Source organism: Streptomyces sp. NPDC040405, from assembly GCF_055595765.1.
In genome coordinates this window covers 433,830-458,578 of sequence record NZ_JBVIVI010000001.1, presented here as the reverse complement: position 1 = coordinate 458,578, position 24,749 = coordinate 433,830, and the positions used below count along the sequence as shown (strand labels likewise).

Here is a 24,749-nt window from a genome sequence, read left to right as displayed (position 1 = left end):
CGCCCCGGTGGGGCGTCACCAGTGGCGGGCGGGCGAGGGCGCGGGGGGTTTCGGCGGTAGTCGGGGGAGTTGGGGCGGGCCGTCGCCCGCGGCTGGCGCCACCCGTCAGGGGCGGGGGTGTGCCCCCGCCCCTCCGGCAGCCCCCCAGCCCCTCCGGGCGGATACCCCCAGCCCCTCCGGCGTTTGAGGAGCCGGGGGCCGGGGCGGGAGGCACCGCTACCCAGCCCCTCCGGCGATTGAGGAGCGGGGGGCGGGGTGGAGCCCCGGGGTGGGGCCTTGGCTCAGCCGCGTAGCGGCAGGGGTTGGCCCGCTACCACCAGCAGCACCTGCTCGCACTCGCCCGCGAACGCCGCGTTCAGCCGACCCAGTTCGTCCCGGAAGCGGCGGCCCGACGCCGTCGCGGGGACCACCCCGGAGCCGACCTCGTTGCTGACCGCCACCACCGTCCGCTCCGTCTCGCGCACGGCCGTGACGAGGGCGGCGAACCGTTCGTGGAGGGCGCGTTCACCGCCGTGGGCCCACTTCTCGTCGTCCCAGGCCCCGACCGAGTCCATCGCGTCGGTGAGCCACAGCGCCAGGCAGTCGATCAGCAGCGGAGGGCCGCCCTCCGTCAGCAGCGGCACCAGGTCGCAGGTCTCGGCGGTGCGCCACGAGCCGGGCCGCCGGTCGCGGTGGGCGGCGATGCGGGCGGCCCACTCCCGGTCGCCGTCCCGGGTGCCGCCGGTCGCCACGTACAGCACGTCGGGGAAGGCGGCCAGCCGCCGTTCCGCTTCGAGGGACTTGCCGGACCGCGCCCCGCCCAGCACCAGGGTGCGCCGCGGCAGGTCCGGCACCTCGTGGTACTCGCCGACGGTCAGCGTGCTGCCGTCCGGTACGGCCCGCGCCCCCGCCGTGGCGAGGCGGCGGTGCAACTCGGCGCCCGGCGGCACGGTGTGGTCGATGTGGACGGCCACGACATCGGTGGTGGCCCCCACGCCGCCGGACGCCCGGAGCCGGGCCAGCGCGTCCGGGCGGCCGAGTACGTCGAGCACCACCATCTCGTACGGCTCGTCGGGGCCGGGCAGCCCGGACGGGGCGCCGCCCGGCGGCAGATACAGCAGGCGGGTGCCGTCGGGGCCGACCACCTCGTACCCGGTACCGGGCGAGTCCAGCGCCACCGCCCGCACCCGGTGCCCGCTGATCAGGGACAGTTCGCGCCCGTCCGGCACCCGCCCCGGCGCCGGAAGTCCGGCCGGGAACTCGACGGCGGGGCCCGCGTGCGGATGCGACAGCAGCACCTGCCGCACCCCGACCAGCGAGTATCCGGCCCGCGCCGCCGCGAACGCGGCGCCCGGAGTGAGGTCGAGCAGCAGCGCGCCGTCGATCAGAAGTGCCGTCGCCGCCCGCGTCTCGTCGCCGACGGCGGTCGCGCAGGCCGCGCAGGGACAGCCGTGGCGCGGCAGTCCGTCGGGGGCCCCGGTGCCCAGAAGAGTGAGTTCCACGCCCCGATCGTCTCGCGTCCCCGCGGGCCGGGCGCGCCGGGTCACCCTCCGCGGAGACGTACCGATCCGTTCGGAGCCGTACGGAGTGATCAGTCGCCTAGGCTGCGGGCAGATATCACGTGTCGACCAGTGGGATCGAGGAGGCGGACATGGCCTGGACGTGGCGGTTCGAGAAGTCCGACGGGACGGAGACGGCGCCCGCGGTGCAGCCCGAGGAGTTCCCGACCCAGGGGGACGCGGAGTCATGGATCGGTGAGGAGTGGAAGGCCCTCCTGGAGGGCGGGGCGGAACAGGTCACGCTCTTCGAGGACGGGTCGAAGATCTACGGCCCGATGAGCCTGCACGCGGAGTAGACAACGCGGGGGAGCGGACAGCCAAGAGGTGGCGGCGCCCCGGGCGCCGCCACCGAAGGCGTCAGCCTCCGCCCCGCACCCCGCACAGGTGCAGCAGCGCGGCCACCGAGCGGTACGGGTCGGTGCGTCCGGCCCGCTCCTCGGCGGTCAGCAGGCGGTCCCACTCGGGGGACGGCGGGGGCTCGGCGGTGTCGGGGGCCTGGTCGGTGAAGACCCGTACCCCGTACCAGGCCTGCAGGGGCGCCCCGATCGCGGTGAGCGTGGTGGTCAGCTCCTCGCGCCGGTCGGCGCGGACCTGGAGCCCGAGGCGGTTGATGTACTCCGGGGTGTCGAACGAGGTGAGCGCGGTGGTCCAGTCACCGGCCAGCCCCGGCCGCATCGCGAGCGCGTCGGCGTTGCGCACCAGGAGCGAGAGCAGCCCGCCGGGGGCGAGGACCCGGGCCAGCCCGGCGAGCAGCGGGTCCGGTTCGGTCACGTACATGAGCACGCCGTGGCACAGCACCACGTCGAAGGCGCCGGGCAGGAAGTGCGCCCCGGTGTCCCGGCCGTCGCCCTCCAGCAGCCGCACCCGTCGCCGGATGCCCTCGGGCTCGTCGGCCAGGGCGGTACGGGCCGCCTCCAGCATCGCCGGATCGGATTCGAGGCCCGTCACCTCATGGCCCGCGCGGGCTAATCGCAGGACCTGGGTGCCCTGGCCGGGGCCGACGTCGAGGACCTTCAGCCGCTGGTCGAACCGGAACCGCGAGGTGATCTGCTCATCGAGCTGATGGGCGACCAGGGCCTGGCGGACCGTGTTCCGTAAGCTTCCGAGGCCGTCGAGCCACCCGGCCGCCCCACCGGCGAAGCCGGATCTGCCGCTCAGGGCCGCTCTCCGCGCTTGACCTGCGGCTTGGGCAGGCGCAGCCGACGCATCTGCAGGGTGCGCATGAGGGCGTAGGCGACGACGCCCCGCAGGTTCTCGTCCGGGAACTTCTGCCGCAGCTGCCGCTTGAGCTGGAAGGTGATGACGAACGAGTTCAGGACGATCAGCACGATGACGACCATCCACAGCAGCAGCACATAGCTCTGCATGGCCCCGGCCTGAATCATGCTGAGCACCATGATCAGCACGGCGAGCGGCAGGAAGAACTCGGCGATGACGAACCGCGAGTCCACGAAGTCACGGGCGAACTTGCGCACCGGGCCCTTGTCGCGGGCCGGGAGGTAGCGCTCGTCGCCGCCCGCCAGGGCCTCGCGCTGGCGGGCCAGGTCGGAGCGGCGGGCCTCCTTCTGGCGCTTGGCGGCCTCCTTGCGGTTGGTCGGCGTATTCGCCAGGCTGCGGCGCTGCGACTGGGCCGCGCTGCGCTTGGGCGTGGGGCGGCCCTTGGGCGCCTGAGGGTCACGGGTCTGCTGCGGCTGGTCCGCGGTCACCTTGGCGGTGGCGGCCTGCTCATCCTTGGAACGGCTTCGGAACACAAAGCCCAAGGGTACGGGTAGCCGGGTGTGGGCCCCAGCGTCAGGGGGAAAGATCCGGCAACCGCTTTCCCCCGTGGATCGGGCATACCGGGCGGAGCGGACAGCCAAGGGTCGTGGTCATCCCTGCGCCGGAGGCGCCCGGAGCGCGATCGTCCTGCAGGAGGAGCGCGAGACGGGCCGAACAGTGCGGTAATGGAAGAAGGGCCCGTAGGCTGGGTCTGTTGGGTGTGCTGGTTCCACAAGTCCGTCAGAAGGGGGCGCGCGAGGCCCATGAGCGGTGTCATGAAGCGTATGGGGATGATCTTCCGCGCGAAGGCCAACAAGGCCCTGGACCGGGCCGAGGACCCGCGCGAGACCCTTGACTACTCGTACCAGAAGCAGCTGGAGCTGCTGCAGAAGGTCCGGCGCGGAGTGGCCGACGTGGCCACCTCCCGTAAGCGCCTGGAACTGCAGCTGAACCAGTTGCAGGGCCAGTCCGCCAAGCTGGAGGACCAGGGCCGCAAGGCGCTCGCGCTCGGCCGGGAGGACCTGGCGCGCGAGGCGCTGTCCCGCCGTGCCGCGCTGCAGCAGCAGGTCACCGACCTGGAGACGCAGCACCAGACGCTGCAGGGCGAGGAGGAGAAGCTCACCCTGGCCGCGCAGCGGCTGCAGGCCAAGGTCGACGCGTTCCGCACCCGCAAGGAGACCATCAAGGCCACCTACACCGCGGCCCAGGCGCAGACCCGGATCGGCGAGGCGTTCTCCGGCATCTCCGAGGAGATGGGCGACGTCGGCATGGCGATCCAGCGCGCCGAGGACAAGACCGCGCAGCTCCAGGCCCGCGCGGGCGCGATCGACGAGCTGCTGGCCTCCGGCGCGCTCGACGACCAGTCCGGGATGGCCAAGGACGACATCGCGGCCGAGCTGGACCGGCTCTCCGGCGGTACGGACGTCGAGCTGGAGCTGCAGCGGATGAAGGCCGAGCTGTCCGGCGGCAGCCCGCAGCAGGCGATCGAGGGCGGCAGCCAGGACCAGTCGCAGCAGTCGCAGAACCAGCACAAGTTCGACAAGCAGTAGCCGCCCCTGACCCGGGCGTGGTCTCCGGCGTCCCAAGGAGGTCGTCATGATCGTACGGATCATGGGGGAGGGGCAGATGCGGGTGGACGACAGCCATCTGCCCGGACTCAACAAGCTGGACGACGATCTGCTCGCCGCCATCGAGAGCGGTGACCACGACGGCTTCCGGCGCACGCTCGGCGCACTCCTCGACGCGGTGCGCTCGGCGGGCGAACCGCTGCCCGCCGACGCGCTGGAGCCGTCGGGGCTGATCCTGCCCGCCCCGGAAGCGACCCTTGAGGAAGTCAAGGCCATGCTCAAGGACGACGGCCTCATCCCGGGCTGAGCACCGTGCCCGCAGACCGTGCGTCGTCCCAGGTCACAGCAGATCTCACCGATGCCGCGGGGAGGACGGGGGCAGGACGCCGCCGAAGCGGCCGGGCGCGGCGTTTACCGTTGGATCCCGTGACTCCCCTCGCCGTCGGGCCGGGCCTGGCCCGTCCGCACCGCTGGCTGGCCGCCCATCCACGCGCCCTGGACACGCTCGTGGCGCTCGGCTGCCTCGCCCTGATCCTCATCGGTGCGGTGTCCAACCCGCATCTGCGCGACCACCAGCACATAGGCGTCTTCTTCGGGCTGCTGGCCACCCTCACCTCCGCGTCGCTCGTCCTGCGCCGCGAGCTGCCGCGCGCGGTGCTGGCGTTCACCTGCGCGATAGTCGTCATGGAGATCGTCACCAACGACCAGGGGCCGCCGCGCACCTCGATCGTGTTCGGGGTCGTGGTCGCGCTCTACACCGTCGCCGCCCGCACCGACCGGCCCACCACCTGGCGGATCGGCGCCGCCACGGCCCTGCTGCTCACCGGCACCGGGATGCTGTTCGGGCTCACCCCCTGGTACGCGCAGGAGAACTGGGGCATCTTCGCGTGGACCGGTCTCGCCGCCGCCGTGGGCGACGCCGTCCGCAGCCGCCGCGCCTACATCGCCGCGATCAAGGAGCGGGCCGAGCGCGCCGAGCGCACCCGCGAGGAGGAGGCCCGGCGCCGGGTCGCCGAGGAGCGGCTGCGGATCGCCCGCGAGCTGCACGATGTCGTCGCGCACCACATCGCGCTGGTCAACGTCCAGGCCGGGGTCGCCTCGCACGTCATGGACAACCGCCCGGACCAGGCCAAGGAGGCGCTCGCGCACGTACGCCAGGCCAGCCGCTCGGCGCTGGACGAACTGCGCGCCACCGTGGGCCTGCTGCGGCAGTACGGCGACCCCGCCGCCCCCACCGAGCCCGCGCCGGGCCTCGGCGTCCTCGACCAGCTGGTGGACGGCTTCGTACGGGCCGGGATGCGGGTCGAGGTCGAGGCGCACCCGCGGGACGGCCTGGGCACGCTCGCCGGTTCGGTGGACCTCACCGCGTACCGGGTCGTCCAGGAGGCGCTGACCAATGTGCACAAGCACGCCGGGCCCGCGGTCCAGGCCGAGGTCCGCATCGTCCGCACGGACGGCGAGCTGGAGATCACGGTGTCGGACGACGGCGTCGGCATCCCGTCCGACGACGAGGGCGGCGGGCACGGGCTGCTGGGGATGCGCGAGCGGGTCGCCGCGCTGCGGGGCACCTGCGAGGCGGGCCCCCGCCCCGAGGGCGGCTTCCGGGTACGGGCGACACTTCCCCTGCAGACCCGCAGGGGAGGGGATTCATGACGATCAAGGTGTTGCTCGCCGACGACCAGACGCTGCTGCGCAGCGCGTTCCGGGTGCTGGTCGACTCGGAGCCCGACATGGAGGTGGTGGGGGAGGCGTCGGACGGCGCGGAGGCGGTCGAGATCGTCCGGGCCAAGGGCGCCGACGTGGTGCTGATGGACATCCGCATGCCCGGTACGGACGGACTCGCCGCCACCCGCATGATCAGCGAGGATCCACAGCTCGCGGACGTCCGGGTGGTCATGCTGACCACCTTCGAGGTCGACGAGTACGTGGTGGACTCGCTGCGGGCCGGGGCGAGCGGCTTCCTCGGCAAGGGCGCGGAACCCGGCGAACTCCTCTCCGCCATCCGCATCGCGGCCGCGGGCGAGGCGCTGCTCTCCCCGGTCGCCACCAAGGGCCTGATCGCCCGCTTCCTGGCCCAGGGCGCGCCGGGCCCCGGCGACGCCGCGTACGACGCCTCCCGGCTGGACGCCCTCACGGGCCGTGAGCGCGAGGTCCTGGTCCAGGTCGCGGGCGGCCACCCCAACGACGAGATCGCCGCCCGTCTGCAGGTCAGCCCGCTGACCGTGAAGACGCACGTCAACCGGGCGATGGCGAAGCTGGGCGCCCGGGACCGGGCCCAGCTGGTGGTCATCGCGTACGAAACGGGCCTGGTCCGCCCCGGTTCGTAACGCATCGGGCGGGGCGCCCGCTCGCCGGGCGGGCGCCCCACCGCGCGCCGTCATCCGGCCGGGGCCTCCTCCAGCCGCCTGCACAGCTCCGCGGCCAGCGCCTCCGCGTTGCGGCAGGTCCACAGGATCGTCGGGGGCAGCTTCAGGTCGAACGCCGTCTCCAGCCGGTTGCGCAGCTCGATGCTCATCAGGGAGTCCAGACCGAGCGACCGGAACGGAACGTCCGGCTCGATCCCCGTCTCCTCCAGGCTCAGCACCCGCACGGCCAGCTCGCAGACCTTCTCCGCCGCCGCCTGCTGGCGGTCCTCGGGGCCGAGCGAGCGCACCCGGGCGGCGAATCCGCCTCCGGCGCCACCGCCACCGCCGCTCGCGGAGACCTCGCGCAGCTCCTGCCAGGTCCGCTGCGCCAGCGTCTCCGGGTTGGCCTCGAACCATCGCGGCAGATCGAGAGGCGCGTATCCGACCACGTCCTCCTCGCCGCTCTCCAGCAGGGCACGCAGCGCGGACCACGCCTCGGCGGCCGGGAAGCCCGCCATGCCGCGATCGGCGAGCCGCGCCCCGCGCAGCTCGTCGGCGGCGGCGAGACCGATCCCGTCGAACGGCCCCCACTGCACCGACAGCGCGGGCAGCCCGCGCCGCCTGCGCGCGACGGCGAGCGCGTCGAGGAAGGCGTTTCCGGCGGCGTAGGCCGCCTGCCCGGCGTTGCCGACCAGCGCCGCCATCGAGGAGAACAGCAGGAAGAAGTCGAGCGGGTCCTCGCGGGTCGCCCGGTCGAGGTTGACCGCGCCGTCCACCTTCGGCGCCAGCACCCGTTCGACGCTCTCCGGCCGCAGCGTGCCGATCGTCGCGTCGTCCAGCACGGCCGCCGCGTGGACGACGCCCCGCAGCGGCGGCAGCTGCGCCCGCACCCCGGCCAGCGCGTCCGCGAGCGCGAGCGGGTCCGCGACGTCCGCCGTCACCACGTGCGTCCGGACGCCGCTGTCGCGCAGCGCCTCGATGCGGGCGGCGGCCTCCGGAGCCGGTGCGGACCGGCCGAGCAGCACGAGCGCGCCCGCCCCGCCCTCGGCCAGGAACTCGGCGAGCGACAGGCCGAGCGCCCCCAGCCCGCCCGTGATCAGATAGCTCGCGTCGTCGCGGAACGGCAGGGGCTGAGGGGCCACCGAGACCACCGACGCGGGGTCGACCAGGACGAACTTGCCGATGTGGTGACCGGCCGACATGGTCCGCAGGGCGTCCGCCGCCGCAGCGAAGGGGAGCCTCGTGGCCGGCAGCGGGCTGAGCCGGTCCGTCGTCACCCGGTCCCAGACGTCGCGCAGCAGGCGCGCCATCCGCTCGGGGCGGCTGCGCGCCACCCCCGCCAGGTCCACCGCGGCGAAGGTGATCCGCTTGCGGAACGCGCCGAGCCCCAGCGACCGGTCGGCCCAGATGTCCGTCTTGCCGACCTCGATGAACCGGCCGTCCTCCGCCAGCGCGTCGAGGCCCTGCCCGATCGCCGCACCGGTCAGCGAGTTGAGCACGACCTCCACGCCATGGCCGCCGGTGACCTTCCGTACCTCCCCGGCCCAGGACAGCTCACGGGAGTCGAAGACATGCCGCACGCCGAGTTCCGTACGCAGGTACTCCCGCCGCTCCTCGCTGCCCGCGGTGGCGATCACCCGCGCGCCCAGGGCCCGGGCCACGCCGATCGCGGCGAGCCCCAGGCCCCCGGTGCCTGAGTGGATCAGCACGGTCTCACCGGCCTCCAGCCGGGCCAGGTCGTGCAGGCCGTACCAGGCGGTGAGCAGGGCCACCGGCACGCCCGCCGCGGCCGCGTCGTCCATGCCGTCCGGAATCGGCCGGGCATGGTCGGCGCGCACCGTGACATGGGAGGCCAGCGAGCCGGGGGCCACCGCGACGACCCGGTCGCCGGGCGCGAACCCGGCCACCCCGGCCCCGACCGCCGCCACCCGGCCCGCGCACTCGTTGCCGAACACGTCCGCGCCGGACGGATCGGGGTAGGTGCCCATCGCCTTCACCACGTCGATGCGGTTCAGCCCGGCCGCCGTCACCTCGATCTCGATGTGGCCGGGCGGCGGGGCGATACGCCGCAGCGGGCGATAGCCGAGCGCGTCGAAGAACCCCGGCCTGCCGGTGGTCAGCCGGAACGGCTGCGGCTGACCGCGCCACGGCACCTCCGGCAGGCTCGCCTCCCGGGCGGCTCCCCGGGTGAGGCGGGCCGCATGGCGGGCATCGGCGCGCAGCACCACCTGGTCCTCGCCGTCCCGCGCCAGCGCCTCGGCCGCGACCGCCGCCCACGGTTCGGCGTCCGGTCCGACGTCCAGCACGAGCGGATCCAGCTCCGGGTGCTCCCGCCGCAGCACCCGGCAGAAGCCCCAGAACAGCGCGGCACCCGGGTCCACGTCCTCCCCGTCGGCCACCGCCTGGGCGCCCGCGGTCACCACGACCAGCCGCGACACGGTGCCCTCGGCCACGGCGGCGCGGACCAGCCCGGTCAGTTCGAGCAGCCCCGCCCGCTGGGCCGCCAGATCCCCGCGCGGCGCGAGATACACCAGTCCGGCGCTCTTCCCGCCGGGCACCTCGGCCACCTCGGCTCCGGCCGCGCGCAGCGCCTCCGTCACCGCCGCCGCGTCTTCGGCGGGCGCGCTCTCCCCGCGTACGCGCCAAGTGCCGCCGCGGGGCGCGGCGGTGGCGGCCCGCGGCACCGGACGGAACTCCATCCGGTGCAGCCGCTCCTCGCCGCCGTCCGTCCCCCCGGCGCGCTCCAGCGCCTGCACCGTCAGACCTTCCATGGTCATGAGCGGGGTGCGCCGGGCGTCGTAGAGATGCACATCCACGTGGGTGTCGTCGCGCCGGACCAGATACGACCACACCGACGTCACGGCGTGCTCAGGACGCGCGTGCACCAGGACCCGGCGCACCCCCGTCGGCACGACCGCCCGGCCGTCGCCCGCCACCCCGTCGAGGGCCAGCAGGATCTGCAGCGCCCCGTCCCACACGGTGGGGTGGAGCATCCCCGGGCGGGCCACGGCGTGCCCCCGCCCGGTCGCCCGCACCTCGCCCAGCGCGGCCCGCGCCGGGCCGGACACCCGCAGGGAGGCGAGGGTACGGAACGACGGCCCGTAGCCGAGACCGCGCCCGGCGCAGTCCTCGTAGAACGCCGCGATGTCGCGCTCCGGCTCCGCCAGCAGCCGGGCCGGGAACTCCTCGCTCACCGGATGGACCTCCCCGAGCCGCACATGGGCCGAGGCGTGGGTGAGCCAGGACGTGGTCCCCTCCTGCAGCGAGCGCAGGGTGACGGTGCCGCCCTCGGCCAGGTCGTCGCGCCAGTCCGCGCCGACGAGGGCGGGCCGCTCGCCGTCCAGGGTCAGATCGGTCCGGAACCGTACGTCGGTCAGGGACGTGGGCAGCCCGCCGGTACGGGAGGCCACCGCGCCGAGCATGAGCGTCAGCATGGCCGCGCCGGGCACCGCCACCGCCTCGTGGACCGTGTGGTCGGTCAGCCACGGGTGGTCGAGCGTGCCGAGTTCCGCGGTGCCGTGCCAGGTGTCGTGCCCGCCGGGGGACGGCAGCAGGGCGATGTCGAAACCGGCGCCCGTGCGGGCCGGGCGCCGCTTCTCCCCGTCCACCCAGAACCGGCCGCGCTGCCAGGGATAGCCGGGCAGCGCGACCGCGGGGGCGCCGCGCGCCGTACGCCTCCCGAAGGGCGCGAGGCCCGCCACGTAGGCGGCGGCGAGGGCGAGCCGGAAGTCGCGCGGGCCACCGGCGTCCCGCCGCAGCGTGGACACCACGCGCGCGGGTTCCTCGTACTCCGCGGTCAGCTCCTCGACCGCGGGCGCCAGGAGGGGATGCGGGCTGATCTCCACGACATGGCTGACACCCTCCTCCAACAGGGCGCCCATCGCGTCGGCGAAGAGCACCGGCTGCCGCAGGTTGCGCACCCAGTAGGCGGCGTCCAGCTCGGCCGCCTCGGCGGTGCGCGCGAGGACCGTCGACCGCAGCGGGACCCGCCCCGGACGGGGCCGGACCGGCGCGAGCGCGGCGAGGAGTTCCTCGGCCAGCGGGTCCATCTGCGGGCTGTGGGACGCGTAGTCGACGTTCACCATGCGGCAGTGGACATCGTCGGCTTCCAGGGACTTCTTCAGCGCGGCCAGCGCGTCGAGCGCCCCGGAGAGCACACAGGACCGGGGCCCGTTGACGACCGCGAGGGAGACCACGTCCTCCGACCCCGCCAGCGCCCGCCGGGCCGCGTCCGCGCCCAGCTCCACCGCCAGCATGCCGCCCTCGCCCGCCGTACGGGCCACCAGCGCGCTGCGCCGGGCCACGATCAGGGCGGCGTCCTCGACGCTCAGCAGCCCCGCGACGGTGGCGGCCGAGACCTCGCCCTGGCTGTGCCCGACCACCACGTCCGGCTCGACCCCGGCGGCGCGCCACGACGCGGCGAGCCCGACCGAGACCGCCCACAGCACCGGCTGCACCATGTCGAGCCGGTCGAGCCAGCCGTCGCCCGCCCGGCCCGCGATCACCTCGACCGGGTCGTGGTCCCACGCCACATGCGGCCGCAGCGCCTCCGCGCAGCGCCGGGCCGCCGCGGCGAACACCGGGTCGGCCGCGTACAACTCCGTGGCCATGCCCGCCCATTGCGAGCCCTGCCCCGGGAAGACGAACGCGGTGCGCTGGTGCGCGCGCGCCCGGCCGGTGACCACCCCGGGGATGTCGGCACCGGGGTCGGCGGCGTACGCGGCCAGCTGCCGGGCGGCCTCGGCGCCGTCGTCCGCCACGAACCCCGCCCGGACGCCGAAGTGGTCACGGTGGTGGGCGAGGGCGTCGGCGAGGTCCGCCGTACCGGCCTCCGCCGCGAGCGGGGCCAGCTCCGCGGCCCGGTCGCGGAGCGCGCGCGGCTGATGGGCGGAGACCGGCACCAGCACGGGCCCGGTGCGGTCGGCGGCCTTCGGGCCCGCGGCCTTCGGGATGGCGGGCCGCTGGGGCGCGGGGGCGACGATGACGTGCGCGTTGGTGCCGCCCCAGCCGAAGGAGTTCAGCCCCGCGTAGAGCGGCCCGCCGCGCGGCAGCGGCAGCGGATCCGTCGCGACGCGCAGGCCGAGCCCGGCGAAGTCGATCTCCGGGTTCGGCTCCTCGCAGTGCAGGCTCGGCGGGACCGTGCGGTGCCGCAGCGCCAGCAGGACCTTCACCAGCCCGGCGAGGCCCGAAGCCCCCTCCAGATGGCCGATGTTGCTCTTCACCGAGCCGATGGGCAGCGGGGAGCCATGACGCCCGGCACCGAGGACGCGGCCGATCGCCGTCGCCTCGATCGGGTCACCGCGCCGGGTGCCGGTGCCGTGTGCCTCCACGTACGCGACCTGGTCGACGGGGACGCCGGACTCCGCGTACGCCGTGCGCAGCAGCGCCTCGTGCGCCGCCGGGTTCGGTGTGACCAGGCTCTTGCCCCCGCCGTCGTTGTTCACGGTGGTGTGCACGAGCACGCCGTGGATCCGGTCGCCGTCGGCCAGCGCCCGGTCCAGCCGCTTGAGGTAGACGGCGACCACGCCCTCACCGCGGACGAACCCGTCGGCCGCGGCCCCGAACGAGTGGCAGCGGCCCGTGGGGGACAGACCGCCGAAGTGGGTCAGCCCGATCGAGGTGTCGGGGTGCACCAGGAGATTGACCCCGCCGACCATGGCCGCCTCGATCTCGCCCAGGCGCAGCGCCTGCGCGGCGAGGTGCAGCGCCACCAGTGAGGACGAGCATCCGGTCTCCACGACCAGGCTGGGCCCCGAGAGCCGGAGGAAGTACGAGACGCGGGCGGCGATGGCGTCCAGGACGTTGCCGACCAGGCTGTGCTGGGTGGTGGCCGCGCCCCGTTCCTTGCGCAGTTGCTCGTAGTCGTGCCAGATCGCGCCGACGTACACCCCCGTACGGGATCCGCGCAGGTCCGCCGCGGGCCGTCCGGCGTCCTCCAGGGCCTGCCAGGCGACCTCCAGCAGCAGCCGCTGCTGCGGGTCGAGGTCCGGGGCCTCGCGCGGCGAGATCCCGAAGAACGTGGGGTCGAACAGGCCGATGTCGGGGAGGAAGCCGCCGACGTCCTGGATGTGCCGCTCCGGGTCCAGCGGGGCCGTGGTGTCCCACCGGTCCGGCGGTACGGGGCCGATCGCGTCGCCCCGCTCGGTCAGCAGCCGCCACAGGCCGTCGATGTCCGCCGCGCCCGGGAAGCGTCCGGCCATGCCGACGACGGCGATGGACGACGCGGGGTCGTGGGAAGCGGCGTCGTGGGAAGCGGGGTCGGGGGAGTCGGCGGGGGAGTGGTCAGTCACGGAGTGCCTTTCCCGCGGTCTTCGCGATGCTCGGGCCCGGGACCGCGCGCAGGACGTCGCCGAGTCGCTCGACGACCCGGGTGCGCTGCTCGGCGGTCAGGAGACCGGCGGCCGAGATCAGTTCGATGCTGAGCCGCTCGTCGTACAGGCTCACCAGGAACAGGGGCATGCCGGGGACGGTCGTGGAGGTGTAGCCGCGGAAGTCGGTGATGGCCAGCCCCTCGGGGGTGGCCAGGTCGGGGATGCGGCCGATGTTGGAGACGGCGTAGTCCACCACCTCCACCGCCGAGCCCGAGAACCGCTGCGAGTCGAGCAGCACGCGCTCGGGGACGATGGCCGCGATGGCCGCGTCCAGTCCCTCGGTGGCGTCGTGGGCGACCGTCAGCGGGTCGGCGGACTCGGGGACGGTGACGGCGAATTCGATGCCCGCCACGAAGTTGGTCGCCTCGAACGGGCCGACCCGCGGCGAGAGCCAGGCCCGCAGGTCGACCGGGGACCCGCACACCAGCCGCGTCGGACCGCTCTCCTCGCGCAGTTCATCACGGCACGCGACGAGCACCGCACCGCACAGGAAGCCGTGCAGCGACAGGCCGAGGCCCGTGACGGACTCGATCAGCCGCCGGGTGGTGTCCCGGTCCAAGCGCTCCCTGGCGACCTCGGAGGCGGGCAGTTCGAAGGCGCCCGCTGCCGCAGACAGGGCGCGGGAGACGGCCGCGGCGTCCTCGTCCCAGCCCGGCCCGTACCCGTCGGCCCGCCCCGCCCCACGCGCGATCAGCAGCCGCTCGGCGGAGGTGGGAAGCGTCGAGGTGGGAAGCGTCGAGGCGGGAAGCGTCGAGGCGGGCAGCGCGGTGGCCGCCCGGGGGACCGGAGCGGCGGTGACCGTGGCGGTGTAGATCTCCCACAGCCGCGCGAACAGCGCGATGCCGACACCGGCGTCGGCGATCGCGTGATGCAGCGTCAGGATCACGTGGTGCCGGGAGCCCTCGCCCTCGATCAGGGTGAGCCGGGCCAGCGACCGGGACGAGTCCAGCCGCCTGACCATCTCCTCCCGGTACGCCGCCTCGCCGCCCCCGCGGACGGTGAACTCCGCCCGCGGCCGGTCGGCGACCTCGAAGCGGAACCCCTCCTCGTCCCGGACCAGGCGGCCGCGCAGCAGCGGGGCCGCGTCCGACAGGACCGCGAACGCCCGGCCCAGCGCCTCGCCGTCGACCGTTCCCTCGCAGAGCGCCGAGTAGTTGCCCGCCCAGTCGATCGACGCGTGGAACGCCTCGCTGGGGTCCAGTCGCCTTTCGCCGGTCATGCGCCGCTCCCGAGGGCCGTACCGCCGGTACGGACCGATATCGCGCCGCACGGGCAGTTGCGCTCGCACTCCAGCGCCAGCTCCCGCAGGTCCTCGGGAACCTCGGGGCGCAGCACGATGACCGTGCCGTCGTCGTCGGTCTGGTCGAACAGCTCGCCCGCGACGAGCGCGCACATGCCCGATCCGCAGCAGCGCCCGGTGTCCGCCTCGATGAACATCGGCCTCCCTACCATGTGACCGGCAGCGACTGGATGCCGTAGACGATCTCCGTGGTGCGCGTCTCGACCTGGTCCGCGGGGACCGCGAGGGCGAGCCCCGGCAGGCGGTCGAGCAGCGCCCGGTAGCCGATCCGCATCTCGGCCCGGGCCAGTTGCTGGGCGACGCACTGGTGGACACCGAAGCCGAAGGACAGGTTCCCGGCCGCCGGGCGCCGGATGTCGAACACATCGGGGTCGGCGAAGCGCTTGGGGTCCCGGTTCGCCGCGGGCAGCGAGATCGTCACCGTCTGCCCGGCTTTCACGGTCACCCCGCCCAGCTCCACGTCCTCCAGAGCGCCCCGGGAGATGCCGAACTGGATGACCGTGAGGTACCGCAGCAGCTCCTCGACCGCCCCGTGCAGCAGGGCCGGGTCCGCCCGCAGCGCGGCCAGCTCCGCGGGGTGGGTCAGCAGGGTGAAGGTGCCGAGCGACAGCATGTTGGCCGTCGTCTCGTGGCCCGCCGTGAACAGCTGGAAGGCGATGCTGGTCAGCTCGACATCGGACAGTCCGCTGGTCGAGACCAGCCCTCCCAGCAGGTTGTCCTGGGGAGTCCGGCGCTGCCGCTCGACCGCTTCGCCGAGGAATTCGAAGATGGTCCGGTAGCACTCCTTGACCTCGTCCGCCGTGGAGTCTGTCCGCAGCATGTGCTCGGACACCGGCCGGATCCGCTCCCACTCCGGGTAGGGGATGCCGAGGAGGTCGCAGATCACCAGCGAGGGCAGCGGGGCCGCGAACTCCGGTACCAGGTCGGCGCTCTTCGAGGGCTTGTCCAGGTCGTCGATCAGACGGTGCGCGGTGGTCTCGATCTTCTTTTCGAGCTGCCGCATCCGCCGCACGCTCAGCTCGCCGGTCAGCAGCTTCCGGTAGCGGGTGTGCTCCGGAGGGTCCATGCCGACGAACATCCCCGGCACGTCCTCCTCGGGCGGGGAACCGTCCCCCAGCACCTCGTGGACCGCCGAGTGCCGCAGTTCCGGCCGGGAGCTGAAGCGCGGGTCCTGGAGGACCTCCCGGGCGAGCCGGTAGCTCGTCACGATCCAGCCGATGTGGCCGTCGGCGTACGTCAGGGGAGCCACCGGGGAATGGGTCCGCAGCTCGGCCAGCTCGGGCGGCGGGTCGAACACTCCGTCACGCTTGACGGGAATCCGCATGGGGCACTGATCGGCACTCATCGACTGTCCTTCTGGATGATCCGGTCTGAACTAACTCGTTGCTTCGACCCGGGCTTTGAGCGCGGAGTTCTGGTCGCGCATACCGTCCGCGTTCCGTGTCAGGAAGCGGCCGAGCGCGGGGACGGCGACTCCGGAGAAGGTGTCGGCGTGGACGACGCGGGTGCCGTCGCCCTCCGGCGTCAGCACGAACTCGTGCACCCCGGTGAGGACTCCGGGCAGCAGCGGCCGGGCGCGCCAGCGCAGCACCCGGCCGGGTTCGGCCGCGAGCACCACCGGCCTGATCGTCCACTCCCGGCCGCCCGGTCCCGCCACGGTGACCGCCAGCCGCGCGTGCTCGGCCGGGGTACCGCTGATCCGCCGCAGCGTCGGGCTCCACTCCGGATAGTCCGCGAAGTCCGTCAGGACCGCCCAGACCCGCGCGGGTTCCGCGGCGATGTGCACGCTGGTCTCCACGCGCCGCACGGCCCGTCACCGTCCGGTACGGGGGAGCACGGTCATGGGCAGCGAGCTGGGGTTCATGGTGGCCCAGGGCATCTCGCGCGCCCGGAACCCCACAGGCAGCTCCAGCCGCCAGCGCCGGGTGACCTCGACGACGACGGCCGCCATCATGGTCCAGGCGAAGTGCTCGCCGAAGCAGTGCCGGGGGCCGCCGCCGAAGGGGACGAACGCGCCGCGCGGCAGACTCGTCGCCGGGCGGGACAGCCACCGGTCGGGGTCGAACCGCTCCGGGGCCGGGTACAGCCGCGGATCGCGGAAGACCCCGTACGGGCTGTAGAACAGCTCGGTCCCGGCCGGAACCTTACGGCCGCCGAGGTCCATCGGCCGGGTGGTGCGGCGCGAGATGACCAGGATGGGCTGCCGCAGCCGCAGCGACTCCTGGAGCACCCGCTTGACGTACTCCAGCTTGCCGACGTCGCCGATCTCGAAGTCGCGGTCGCCGACCACGTCCCGGACCTCTTCGGCGACCTGGCGCTCGACCTCCGGATGCCGGGCCATCTCGTAGAACGTCCAGGCCAGCGCCGTGGCGGCGGTCTCGGCACCGGCCATGGTCACCGCGACGATCTGGTCGCACACCTCGCGTTCGGTCAGCGGCTCGCCGCTCTTCTCGTCACGCGTCGCCAGCAGCACCGACATCAGGTCGCCGTTGTCGATGCCCCGGTCGCGGTAGGACCGCATGATCCGGTCGATGGCCTCGCGCAGCTCGGCGAACGCCCTGTCGAACCGCCGGTTCACCGGCAGCGGCAGCCGGTTGACCGCGTCGGGCACGACGGTCCGCCACATGATGCCCTTGAGCACGGCGGGCAGCAGCCGGACCAGTTCGGAGACGGCGCGCGCGTCCACCCCCGCCCCGAACATGGTGCTGGCCAGGATGCGCAGGGTGATCGCGTGCATCTCCTTGTCGGCCGCGATCCGCTGTCCGGCGTGCCAGGACGTGGCCTTCTCGGCGGCCACGTCCCGCATCACCTCGGCGTAGCGGCTGACCTGGGTGCGATGCACCGACGGCTTGACCATGGCGTGCTGCCGCCGGTGCTCGTCGCCGTTGGCCAGGACGACGCCGTTCCCGGCCAGCGGGCGCACCTTGTCGTAGAAGCGGCCCTTGTCGAGCACGCCGTCGTGGTCCGTCAGCAGGGCGTTGATCAGCGCCGGCTCGGTGAGGAAGTACGTCGGGACGGTGCCGAAGTCGACGCGCACGATGTCGGCCTGACCCTGCAGCGACCGCAGGAACCGGAAGGGGCTGCGCGCCAGCGCCGGGGTGTGTCCGGCGAGCGGCACCCGGCCGCGCGCCACGCGGTAGGTCGCGATGTCCGTCATGCGGACCGCCCGAGGCTGTGGAACGGGCGGTCGCTGAACACCGTCCGGTCCGCGTGCAGGGTCACCACACCGGACCGGAAGCCGTTCCAGGCGTGGCCGATGCCGTTGTAACGGGAGGTCAGATACGACCACTGGAGGTTGCCCGCCATCATGTGCCAGACCGCGTCGAGGTAGGCGGCCACGGCGGGATCGCCGCCGAGTGGGCTCTCCTCGATCGCCTTCCGCGCCGCCATGAAGTCGTTCCGCCGGTCCTCGATGACGCGGAACAGCCGGTCCACGGCGGACTGGAGGTCCATGTTCTCGCTCAGCCGCAGCACCGCGATGGCGTTGACGTAGTCGTCCATCGCGGCCTCGGCGCGGAAGGAGAACATGTCGTTGGTGAGCATGATGTGCTCAAGCGCGATGTCGATGAGCTTCCGCAGCTCGGCGTGGGCTTCCAGCTGATCGGTGAGGTCGATGCCCAGGCCGTATTCGCCGAGCACGAAGTACATCCCCATGCCGACGCTGTCCCGGCGGACGTTGAGATAGGTCTCCAGGTCGAAGACCTCGTCGTCGCGCCGGGAGGTGATCTCGGCGACGCAGCCGGAGAGGAACCGCCGGACCTCACCGAGGAAACGTTCCCACTGGCGGTCGGGGATCTGGGCGCGCATCTCGCGCCAGACGCCCTGCAGCACGCGGCCCCACTCGAAGTCGCCGCCGACCGCCCGGTCGTCGAGGATGTTCACCACCCGGGCGAACATCTCCTTCGCGGCGTTGACGTCCCTGCCGATCTTCTCGCGGTCGACCATCGCGTTGTCGAAGACGGACAGGTACTCCGTGTAGTGGCACAGATGCTGCAGGCGCTGCCGCTCCGCCGTCGGCAGGACGTAACAGGTCCACAGCGCCGCGCCCTCCTCCAGGAGCTGGTCCAGCTCCCGGTCGCCGTCCAGCGCGAACCGCATGTTCTCGCGCACCCAGCCGTTCGAACTCCGGTGGATGGCGGCCGTCTCCGGGTGGGCGAGCGCGGGCAGCAGATACGGGAACTCGGGGAGGTAGAACTCCTCACCGGGAACGTAGGGGCTTCGGGTCCGTGGCATGGCGACGCTCCTCTGACGGGCGGAACGAGAAAGGTGATGAGCGACGGCGGCGTGGTGGCCCGCGGTCACGTCCGGCGGTCCACGGCGGCATGGGCCAGCCCGCGCAGCGCCTCCGCGGCGGAGGGGTGGATGGCGGCGCTCTCCAGGGCGCGCAGCGCGCCCGCGTACCGGTCGCTGATCATGTCTTCGACCATCGCCCGCGCGCCGACGCGCTCCACGGCGTCCCTGACCTCGGCGGCCCCCTCGTCGTCGACCCACGGCGCCCCGTAGAGCCGGTCGATCAGCTTGGCCTCCCGCGGCCCGGCCAGGTCCCGCGCGATCGTGATGAGCACGGTCAGCTTGCCCTGGCGAATGTCGTCGACATTCGACTTCCCGGTGGTCAGCGGCTCCCCGAAGACCCCGAACAGGTCGTCGCGCAGCTGGTACGCCTCGCCGAGCAGCAGCCCGTACGTCCCGTACGAGGCGAGGACGTCGTCCGGCGCGCCCGCCAGGACGCCACCGAGCCGCAGGGGGTCGCGCACGGAGTAACCGGCCGTCTTGTAGCGCACGACCTCCAGGGCCTCGGCCACTGAACCCGTCCGCGCCTCGCCGAAGAGGTCCAGATACTCCCCGTGGATGGCGTCGGCGCGGAGCCCGGAGAACAGGGACATGGCGCTCGGCGAGCGGCTGGCGCGCCAGCCGTCGTGGAACAGCTCGTCGGACCAGACGATGCCCGCGTTCCCGGCCAGGAGCGCCGCGCTCAGGCCGAAGTGGCCGCTCTCGCCGTTCCAGCACGACTCCTCGTGCAGCCGGGCGTATCTGCGGTGCATCGTCGGCGACCCGCGCCGCAGATCGCTGCGGTCGACGATGTCGTCATGGATCAGCGCGGCCACGTGGAACAGCTCCACCGCGGCCGCCACCGACAGGATGTCCTCCTCGGCACGGTCCTCGCCCAGGGCACCCCGCCATCCCCAGTAGCAGAACAGCGGGCGCATGCGCTTGCCCGCGCCCAGCGCGAAGTCGCGCAGGTGCTGGAGCACGCCGCGGGTCTCGGCGTTGGTGATCTGGCCGACCTTGGCGTCGAGGAACGAGCGGAGCTTGTCCTCGATCTGGGTGCGGACGGCGGCGTGCTCTTCGAGCGTCAGGGCCGGACCGCTCATATCTTGCGCCGGACGACGGTCATCGGGAGCGGCCCGGGCACGAGGGCGCCCATCGCGATCGGCTCCACCGGCTTGTCGCTGGTGGGCCGCACATGCCACGTGGCGGCGAGCGTGGCGATCACGGCCTGGATCTCGTTCCACGCGAACGATTCCCCGATGCAGTTGCGGACGCCCGCGCCGAAGGGCATGAACGCGCTGCGCGGGATCTCCCTGCGCTGCTCCGGCAGCCAGCGGTCCGGGTCGAACGTGCCGGGCTTCGGGTAGATCGTGCGGTCGTGGTGGACCGCGTAGATCGAGTACAGCACCTCGGTCCCCTTGGGGATCCGGTGCCTGCCCAGCTGGGTGTCCACCCTGGTCCGCCTGCCCAGCGCCCAGACCGGCGGGTACATGCGCAGCGATTCGGTGACCACCCGGCGGGTGTACTCCAGCTTCGGCAGGTCCTCCGCCGTGACCGGGCGCCCCTCCAGTACGGCGTCCACTTCCGCCTGCAGCTTGCGCTGGACGTCGGGGTGCTCGCCCAGCAGGTACGCCGTCCAGGACATCGCGCTCGGCGTCGTCTCGGAACCCGCGGTCAGCATGGTCATGAACTCTTCGTGGATCTGCTGTTCCGTGACATTCGGATTTCCCGAGTCCCGGGCGGCGAAAAGCCGCGCCATCAGATCATTGGCCGTCCGGTCCTTCTCGGAATCGAGATCCGAGACGATGCGACGGCCCACCTTTGTGAGCCTGCCGATGGCGCTGTGGAACATCTTGCTGCCGCGCGTCGGAATCCGGTCAAGCAGGGCGGGCGGAACGGCGGCCCGGCGCTCCACACCCGAAATCACGACGGGCATGCACCGATACACTTCTTTGATGTCGTGCTCGGCCATGTCGGTGGAGAAGAGCGCCTTGATGACGATCCGGACCGCCAGCTCGTAGAACATGGGGTACATGTTCACCCGCTGGCCGTCCTCCCACGAGTCGAAGACGGCGCTGGCGCTGTCCCGCATGATTCCCAGATAGGTGGCGATCTGGGTGTGGTGGAAAGCGGGCTGCATCAGCAGTCGCTGACTCCGGTGCAATTCGTCCTCGGACAGCAGGATGCCGTTTCCGAGCATGGACCGCACGCGGTCGTACTGCATTCCCTTCTCATAGTCCTTGGACTTGCGCACCAGGATGTCGTACAGCATGTCGTGGTTGCTGACGAGATAGGCGTGCAGCGGGCCGAGCTGAATACGGGCGAGTGGCCCCTGTTCGCTCACCGAATTGAAGAACTTGAGCGGGTTTTTCCACATGGCAAAGGCATGCCCGATGAGCGGCAGCCGGCCAGGAGAGATCGGCACGTTCGGGGCAGCGGTAATGGCGGCCATGGACGACTCCCAGGAAGAAGCGGATCCGTGAAAGCTCTGAAATTCCGTGCGACCTGCGAAAGCCGTGAATCAGCCGGCGGGCCAGGTGACGGGAAGAGCCGACAGGCCGTGGAAGACGAATCCGCCCGGCAGATGCTGCGGCTCGAAGCCGGGGGCGAGGTCGATGCCCGGCAGGGCTTCGGCGAGCGTCTCCAGCGCGATACGGCTCTCCAGCCGCCCCAGGCTCGCGCCGAGGCAGAAGTGGATGCCGTGGCCGAACGCGAAGTGGCGCGGCGGGCCGCCGCGGTCGAGCCGGAAGGTCTCCGGATCCTCGACCACCTCGGGGTCGCGGCCCACGGCCGCGAACATCGTGTGCAGCTTCGCACCGGCCGGGATCGTCACGCCGCCGATCGTGGTCTCCTCGGCGGCCAGCCGGGGCGCGCCCTGCACCGAGGTGTCGAACCGGAGCCCCTCCTCCACCGCCGCGGGGATCAGCTCGCGGTCGGCGACGACCTTCTCCCACAGGCTCCGGTCCCGGAGTAGCTGGTAGACGGTGTTCGCGATGAGGTTGGTCGTCGTCTCGTGCCCGGCGGCCAGGATGACCTGGAGGGCGAGGACGGCGTCGTCGAGGGTGCAGACCGGGGCCTGCCGTCCGGCCGCCTCGACGAGCACGCTGAGCAGGTCGTCGGCCGGGTGCCGCTTCCGGTCGGCCAGCAGCCCCCGGAAGTACTCCTCGTAGGCGAGCACGCTCCTGGCGCAGCGCAGCTGCTCCTCCGGGGGCAGCGGCATGACCTGCATGAGGAGCCAGTCGTTGTTCCACGCCTTGACGGTGGCGTGGTCCTCCGCGGGTACGCCGATGATGTCGCAGATCACCCTCATCGGCAGCGGATAGGCGAAGCCGGAGAGAAGGTCGATGCTTCCGGCGTCCTGGAAATCCCGTACCAGCTTTTCGGCCAATTTCCGGATCGCGGGCTCGCGGCGGCGCAGAGCGCGCGGAGTGAACTCCTCATTGACCAGGGAGCGGAAGCGGCTGTGGGTCTCCGGGTCGGAATTGAACAGGGTGACCCGGTAGAAGAGCGACCCGGCGAGCAGTTCCTTGCATTCGGCGGTCAGCTCATACGCGCCATGGGTGTTGTTCCGGCTGGTGAACCGGAGCGGATCCCGCAGTACCTGAGCCATTTCCTCGCGTCCCGTAATGACCCACGGGCCCTGCTTCGTCACCGGGCAGACGGGGGCCTTTTCGCGGGCGACGCGATAGGCGTCGTGCGGGTTCGCGATGAACTGGGGACTCATGGGATCGAACAGCTCGGCAGGGTCGAGCTGGCTGTCCTCTAAAATGCGGTCGCTCACGTACACTTCCTTTGCAGAACCATTTGTCCGTGCAGGATGGAACCATGGCTGTTCCATGGATCGCGGCAGTGCCGCTGGAAATGCCAGTGGTGATCTGGAGAGCAGTGGCGCAGCAGATGCGCGCCGAAAAGTGACCGACCTTACCCGAAATGCTCAGACATACGGGCGAATGCGATAGCTGTGAAGACGCTATGCGTCGTATGAAGCGGCAGAAATGCCAGCACAGGAGCCCCCGTTCCCTTGATCAGTGGAGACGCTAGCAGTCCTGTACGACCAGGCGCAAGGCTTTTCGATTGCATCGAAGTGGATGCGGAAGGTTTATTTACCGGCTCTTAGAACAACACTGCCCCGCCCCTGGTTCGGGGCGGGGCAGTGCGGTTGCTCGGGGCCCGCGAGGGCGGGTCCGGGGGAGGGCCGGGAGGGCTACGGGAGCGCCAGCATGCGTTCCAGCGCGGCCTTCGCGTGGGCTTCCGTATCCGCGTCCACCTGGATGCGGTTCACGACCTTGCCCGCGACCAGCGACTCCAGGGTCCACACCAGGTGCGGCAGGTCGATCCGGTTCATGGTCGAGCAGAAGCAGACCGTCTTGTCGAGGAAGACGATCTCCTTGTCCTCCTCGGCGAATCGGTTCGCCAGCCGCCGGACGAGGTTCAGCTCGGTGCCGATGGCCCACTTGCTGCCGGCCGGGGCGGCTTCGAGGGTCTTGATGATGTACTCGGTCGAGCCGACGAGGTCGGCCGCCGCGACGACCTCGTGCTTGCACTCGGGGTGCACCAGCACGTTGACGCCCGGTATGCGCTCGCGGACGTCCCGTACGGACTCCAGCGAGAAGCGGCCGTGCACGGAGCAGTGGCCGCGCCACAGGATCATCTTGGCGGCGCGCAGCTGCTCGGCGGTCAGCCCGCCGCCGGGCTTGTGCGGGTTGTAGAGAACGCAGTCGTCCAGCGACATGCCCATGTCCCGCACCGCGGTGTTGCGGCCCAGGTGCTGGTCGGGCAGGAACAGCACCTTCTCGCCCTGCTGGAAGGCCCAGTCCAGGGCCCGGCGGGCGTTGGAGGAGGTGCAGATCGTGCCGCCGTGGCGGCCGGTGAAAGCCTTGATGTCGGCGGAGGAGTTCATATAGGAGACGGGCACCGTCGTCTCGGCGACGCCCGCCTCGGTCAGCACGTCCCAGCATTCGGCGACCTGCTCGGCGGTGGCCATGTCGGCCATCGAGCAGCCCGCCGCCAGGTCGGGGAGGACGACCTGCTGGGCGTCGCCGGTCAGGATGTCGGCGGACTCCGCCATGAAGTGCACACCGCAGAAGACGATGTACTCGGCGTCCGGCCGGGCGGCCGCGTCCCGGGCGAGCTTGAAGGAGTCACCGGTGACATCGGCGAATTCGATGACCTCGTCGCGCTGGTAGTGATGCCCGAGCACGAAGACCTTGTCGCCGAGCTTCTCCTTGGCCGCGCGGGCCCGGTCCACCAGATCCGGGTCCGAGGGCGCGGGGAGGTCGCCGGGACACTCGACACCGCGTTCGCTCCTCGGGTCGGCATCACGGCCGAGCAGGAGCAGCGCGAGCGGGGTCGGCTGGACGTCGAGGGGCTGGGCGGTGGTCACAACACGCACCCTTCTTTCTTCATTCGGAACCCTAATCGTCAACTTGACGCTATCTATCATAACCGCTTCACGTCATGTTGACGATGGGCATCGCGTCGATGTGACGCATTACGGTCCGCGGGCCCCGTGTGCGAGCATGAAGAGCCAGGAACATGCGCTGGGCCCGGAATGAATCCGGGGCGCCGTTGGTTGGTGCCGACGGCAAGCAGTCCGTACGACCCGGGAGAGAAGCAGATGACCGTTCAGGACGAGACCACCGCGAGCGAGGGCATCATCCTGTCCGACGCCGCCGCGTCGAAGGTCAAGAGCCTGCTGGAGCAGGAGGGCCGCGAGGACCTCGCGCTGCGCGTCGCCGTCCAGCCCGGTGGCTGCTCCGGCCTGCGTTACCAGCTCTTCTTCGACGAGCGTTCGCTCGACGGTGACGTCATCAAGGACTTCGACGGAGTCAAGGTCGTGACCGACCGGATGAGCGCCCCGTACCTGGGTGGTGCCTCGATCGACTTCGTCGACACCATCGAGAAGCAGGGCTTCACGATCGACAACCCGAACGCCTCGGGCTCCTGCGCCTGCGGCGACTCCTTCAGCTGAGGCCCTGGCGGCACAGCGGAGGCGGGGGGGGGATCACCCCCCCCCCCCCCCCCCCGTTTTTCCCCACCCTGCTACCTGGGTGGGATTTTTTTTCTTCTGGGTCCCTCCTTTCACCACATCCGCCACAACC

General features: G+C 72.2%; 20 protein-coding genes. 6 read left to right on the top strand and 14 right to left on the bottom strand.

Annotated elements, in window-relative coordinates:
* Positions 1-281: 281 nt before the first annotated feature.
* Entirely contained in the window at positions 282-1,481 is a 1,200-nt protein-coding gene (locus ACZ59A_RS02130; RefSeq protein WP_470952300.1) for a bifunctional adenosylcobinamide kinase/adenosylcobinamide-phosphate guanylyltransferase, read from the bottom strand.
* Positions 1,482-1,630: 149 nt separating this feature from the next.
* Between ACZ59A_RS02130 and ACZ59A_RS02125 the strand changes: the two genes are divergently transcribed.
* Positions 1,631-1,834: a hypothetical protein gene (locus tag ACZ59A_RS02125; RefSeq protein ID WP_039942100.1), complete on the top strand. Its 204-nt coding sequence runs from the start codon at positions 1,631-1,633 to the stop codon at positions 1,832-1,834.
* 61 nt (positions 1,835-1,895) lie between these two features.
* Here the strand turns inward: ACZ59A_RS02125 and ACZ59A_RS02120 are convergent, their stop codons facing one another.
* Together ACZ59A_RS02120 and ACZ59A_RS02115 are read right to left on the bottom strand one after the other, a co-directional pair.
* Complete coding sequence (locus ACZ59A_RS02120) at positions 1,896-2,612, bottom strand: class I SAM-dependent methyltransferase (RefSeq protein ID WP_470954585.1); 717 nt, start codon at positions 2,610-2,612, stop codon at positions 1,896-1,898.
* Between the two features lie 80 nt (positions 2,613-2,692).
* Positions 2,693-3,289 carry a DUF3043 domain-containing protein gene (locus ACZ59A_RS02115; RefSeq protein ID WP_468041543.1) on the bottom strand — a complete coding sequence of 199 codons (597 nt, stop codon included), beginning with the start codon at positions 3,287-3,289 and terminating at the stop codon, positions 2,693-2,695.
* A gap of 282 nt (positions 3,290-3,571) precedes the next feature.
* On the opposite strand from ACZ59A_RS02115, the gene ACZ59A_RS02110 reads away from it, so the two are divergent.
* From ACZ59A_RS02110 to ACZ59A_RS02095, 4 genes are all read left to right on the top strand, one after another.
* Complete coding sequence (locus tag ACZ59A_RS02110; RefSeq protein ID WP_470952297.1) at positions 3,572-4,345, top strand: PspA/IM30 family protein; 774 nt, start codon at positions 3,572-3,574, stop codon at positions 4,343-4,345.
* 46 nt (positions 4,346-4,391) lie between these two features.
* Positions 4,392-4,670, top strand: a complete 279-nt coding sequence (gene pspAA, locus ACZ59A_RS02105; protein WP_468041547.1) for a PspA-associated protein PspAA — start codon at positions 4,392-4,394, stop codon at positions 4,668-4,670.
* Between the two features lie 110 nt (positions 4,671-4,780).
* Complete coding sequence (locus tag ACZ59A_RS02100; protein ID WP_470952294.1) at positions 4,781-6,016, top strand: sensor histidine kinase; 1,236 nt, start codon at positions 4,781-4,783, stop codon at positions 6,014-6,016.
* Positions 6,013-6,690, top strand: coding sequence for a response regulator (locus tag ACZ59A_RS02095; protein WP_470952291.1), 678 nt, complete (start codon positions 6,013-6,015; stop codon positions 6,688-6,690). The genes ACZ59A_RS02100 and ACZ59A_RS02095 overlap by 4 nt, the downstream gene beginning before the upstream one ends.
* A gap of 50 nt (positions 6,691-6,740) precedes the next feature.
* On the opposite strand, the gene ACZ59A_RS02090 is transcribed toward ACZ59A_RS02095, so the two are convergent.
* From ACZ59A_RS02090 to nadA, 11 genes are all read right to left on the bottom strand, one after another.
* A complete protein-coding gene (locus ACZ59A_RS02090; protein WP_470952288.1) occupies positions 6,741-12,998 on the bottom strand; it encodes an SDR family NAD(P)-dependent oxidoreductase in 6,258 nt (2,085 codons plus the stop codon).
* Positions 12,991-14,298 carry a phthiocerol/phthiodiolone dimycocerosyl transferase family protein gene (locus tag ACZ59A_RS02085; protein WP_470952285.1) on the bottom strand — a complete coding sequence of 436 codons (1,308 nt, stop codon included), beginning with the start codon at positions 14,296-14,298 and terminating at the stop codon, positions 12,991-12,993. Before ACZ59A_RS02085 ends, ACZ59A_RS02090 begins: the two co-directional genes overlap by 8 nt.
* Positions 14,295-14,516, bottom strand: a complete 222-nt coding sequence (locus ACZ59A_RS02080) for a ferredoxin (RefSeq protein WP_468041556.1) — start codon at positions 14,514-14,516, stop codon at positions 14,295-14,297. Before ACZ59A_RS02080 ends, ACZ59A_RS02085 begins: the two co-directional genes overlap by 4 nt.
* 8 nt (positions 14,517-14,524) lie before the next feature.
* Positions 14,525-15,724, bottom strand: coding sequence for a cytochrome P450 (locus ACZ59A_RS02075; RefSeq protein ID WP_470952282.1), 1,200 nt, complete (start codon positions 15,722-15,724; stop codon positions 14,525-14,527).
* Between the two features lie 30 nt (positions 15,725-15,754).
* The gene (locus ACZ59A_RS02070) at positions 15,755-16,186 is read right to left on the bottom strand and encodes an SRPBCC family protein (protein WP_470952279.1); all 432 of its coding nucleotides are present in this window, start codon (positions 16,184-16,186) and stop codon (positions 15,755-15,757) included.
* A 6-nt stretch (positions 16,187-16,192) separates the two neighbouring features.
* Positions 16,193-17,536 (bottom strand): cytochrome P450, encoded by a 1,344-nt coding sequence (locus ACZ59A_RS02065; protein WP_470952276.1) that lies wholly within the window; start codon positions 17,534-17,536, stop codon positions 16,193-16,195.
* On the bottom strand, positions 17,533-18,612 hold the full coding sequence (locus ACZ59A_RS02060; protein ID WP_468041562.1) for a terpene synthase family protein: 1,080 nt from the start codon (positions 18,610-18,612) through the stop codon (positions 17,533-17,535). The genes ACZ59A_RS02065 and ACZ59A_RS02060 overlap by 4 nt, the downstream gene beginning before the upstream one ends.
* Positions 18,613-18,677: 65 nt before the next feature.
* Entirely contained in the window at positions 18,678-19,751 is a 1,074-nt protein-coding gene (locus ACZ59A_RS02055; RefSeq protein WP_470952273.1) for a polyprenyl synthetase family protein, read from the bottom strand.
* The gene (locus ACZ59A_RS02050; protein ID WP_470952270.1) at positions 19,748-21,100 is read right to left on the bottom strand and encodes a cytochrome P450; all 1,353 of its coding nucleotides are present in this window, start codon (positions 21,098-21,100) and stop codon (positions 19,748-19,750) included. The genes ACZ59A_RS02055 and ACZ59A_RS02050 overlap by 4 nt, the downstream gene beginning before the upstream one ends.
* Positions 21,101-21,169: 69 nt before the next feature.
* Positions 21,170-22,429: a cytochrome P450 gene (locus ACZ59A_RS02045; RefSeq protein ID WP_470952267.1), complete on the bottom strand. Its 1,260-nt coding sequence runs from the start codon at positions 22,427-22,429 to the stop codon at positions 21,170-21,172.
* 423 nt (positions 22,430-22,852) lie between these two features.
* A complete protein-coding gene (nadA, locus tag ACZ59A_RS02040) occupies positions 22,853-24,031 on the bottom strand; it encodes a quinolinate synthase NadA (protein WP_470952264.1) in 1,179 nt (392 codons plus the stop codon).
* A gap of 234 nt (positions 24,032-24,265) precedes the next feature.
* Between nadA and ACZ59A_RS02035 the strand changes: the two genes are divergently transcribed.
* A complete protein-coding gene (locus ACZ59A_RS02035; protein ID WP_470952262.1) occupies positions 24,266-24,619 on the top strand; it encodes a HesB/IscA family protein in 354 nt (117 codons plus the stop codon).
* The last annotated feature ends 130 nt before the right edge of the window (positions 24,620-24,749 follow it).

Coding starts and splice junctions, on each gene's coding strand:
- ACZ59A_RS02125 (WP_039942100.1), top strand. CDS start 1,631: ATGGCCTGGACGTGGCGGTTCGAGAAGTCCGACGGGACGGAGACGGCG.
- ACZ59A_RS02110 (WP_470952297.1), top strand. CDS start 3,572: ATGAAGCGTATGGGGATGATCTTCCGCGCGAAGGCCAACAAGGCCCTG.
- pspAA (WP_468041547.1), top strand. CDS start 4,392: ATGATCGTACGGATCATGGGGGAGGGGCAGATGCGGGTGGACGACAGC.
- ACZ59A_RS02095 (WP_470952291.1), top strand. CDS start 6,013: ATGACGATCAAGGTGTTGCTCGCCGACGACCAGACGCTGCTGCGCAGC.
- ACZ59A_RS02085 (WP_470952285.1), bottom strand. CDS start 14,298: ATGACCGGCGAAAGGCGACTGGACCCCAGCGAGGCGTTCCACGCGTCG.
- ACZ59A_RS02080 (WP_468041556.1), bottom strand. CDS start 14,516: ATGTTCATCGAGGCGGACACCGGGCGCTGCTGCGGATCGGGCATGTGC.
- ACZ59A_RS02075 (WP_470952282.1), bottom strand. CDS start 15,724: ATGAGTGCCGATCAGTGCCCCATGCGGATTCCCGTCAAGCGTGACGGA.
- ACZ59A_RS02065 (WP_470952276.1), bottom strand. CDS start 17,536: ATGACGGACATCGCGACCTACCGCGTGGCGCGCGGCCGGGTGCCGCTC.
- ACZ59A_RS02060 (WP_468041562.1), bottom strand. CDS start 18,612: ATGCCACGGACCCGAAGCCCCTACGTTCCCGGTGAGGAGTTCTACCTC.
- ACZ59A_RS02055 (WP_470952273.1), bottom strand. CDS start 19,751: ATGAGCGGTCCGGCCCTGACGCTCGAAGAGCACGCCGCCGTCCGCACC.
- ACZ59A_RS02050 (WP_470952270.1), bottom strand. CDS start 21,100: ATGGCCGCCATTACCGCTGCCCCGAACGTGCCGATCTCTCCTGGCCGG.
- ACZ59A_RS02035 (WP_470952262.1), top strand. CDS start 24,266: ATGACCGTTCAGGACGAGACCACCGCGAGCGAGGGCATCATCCTGTCC.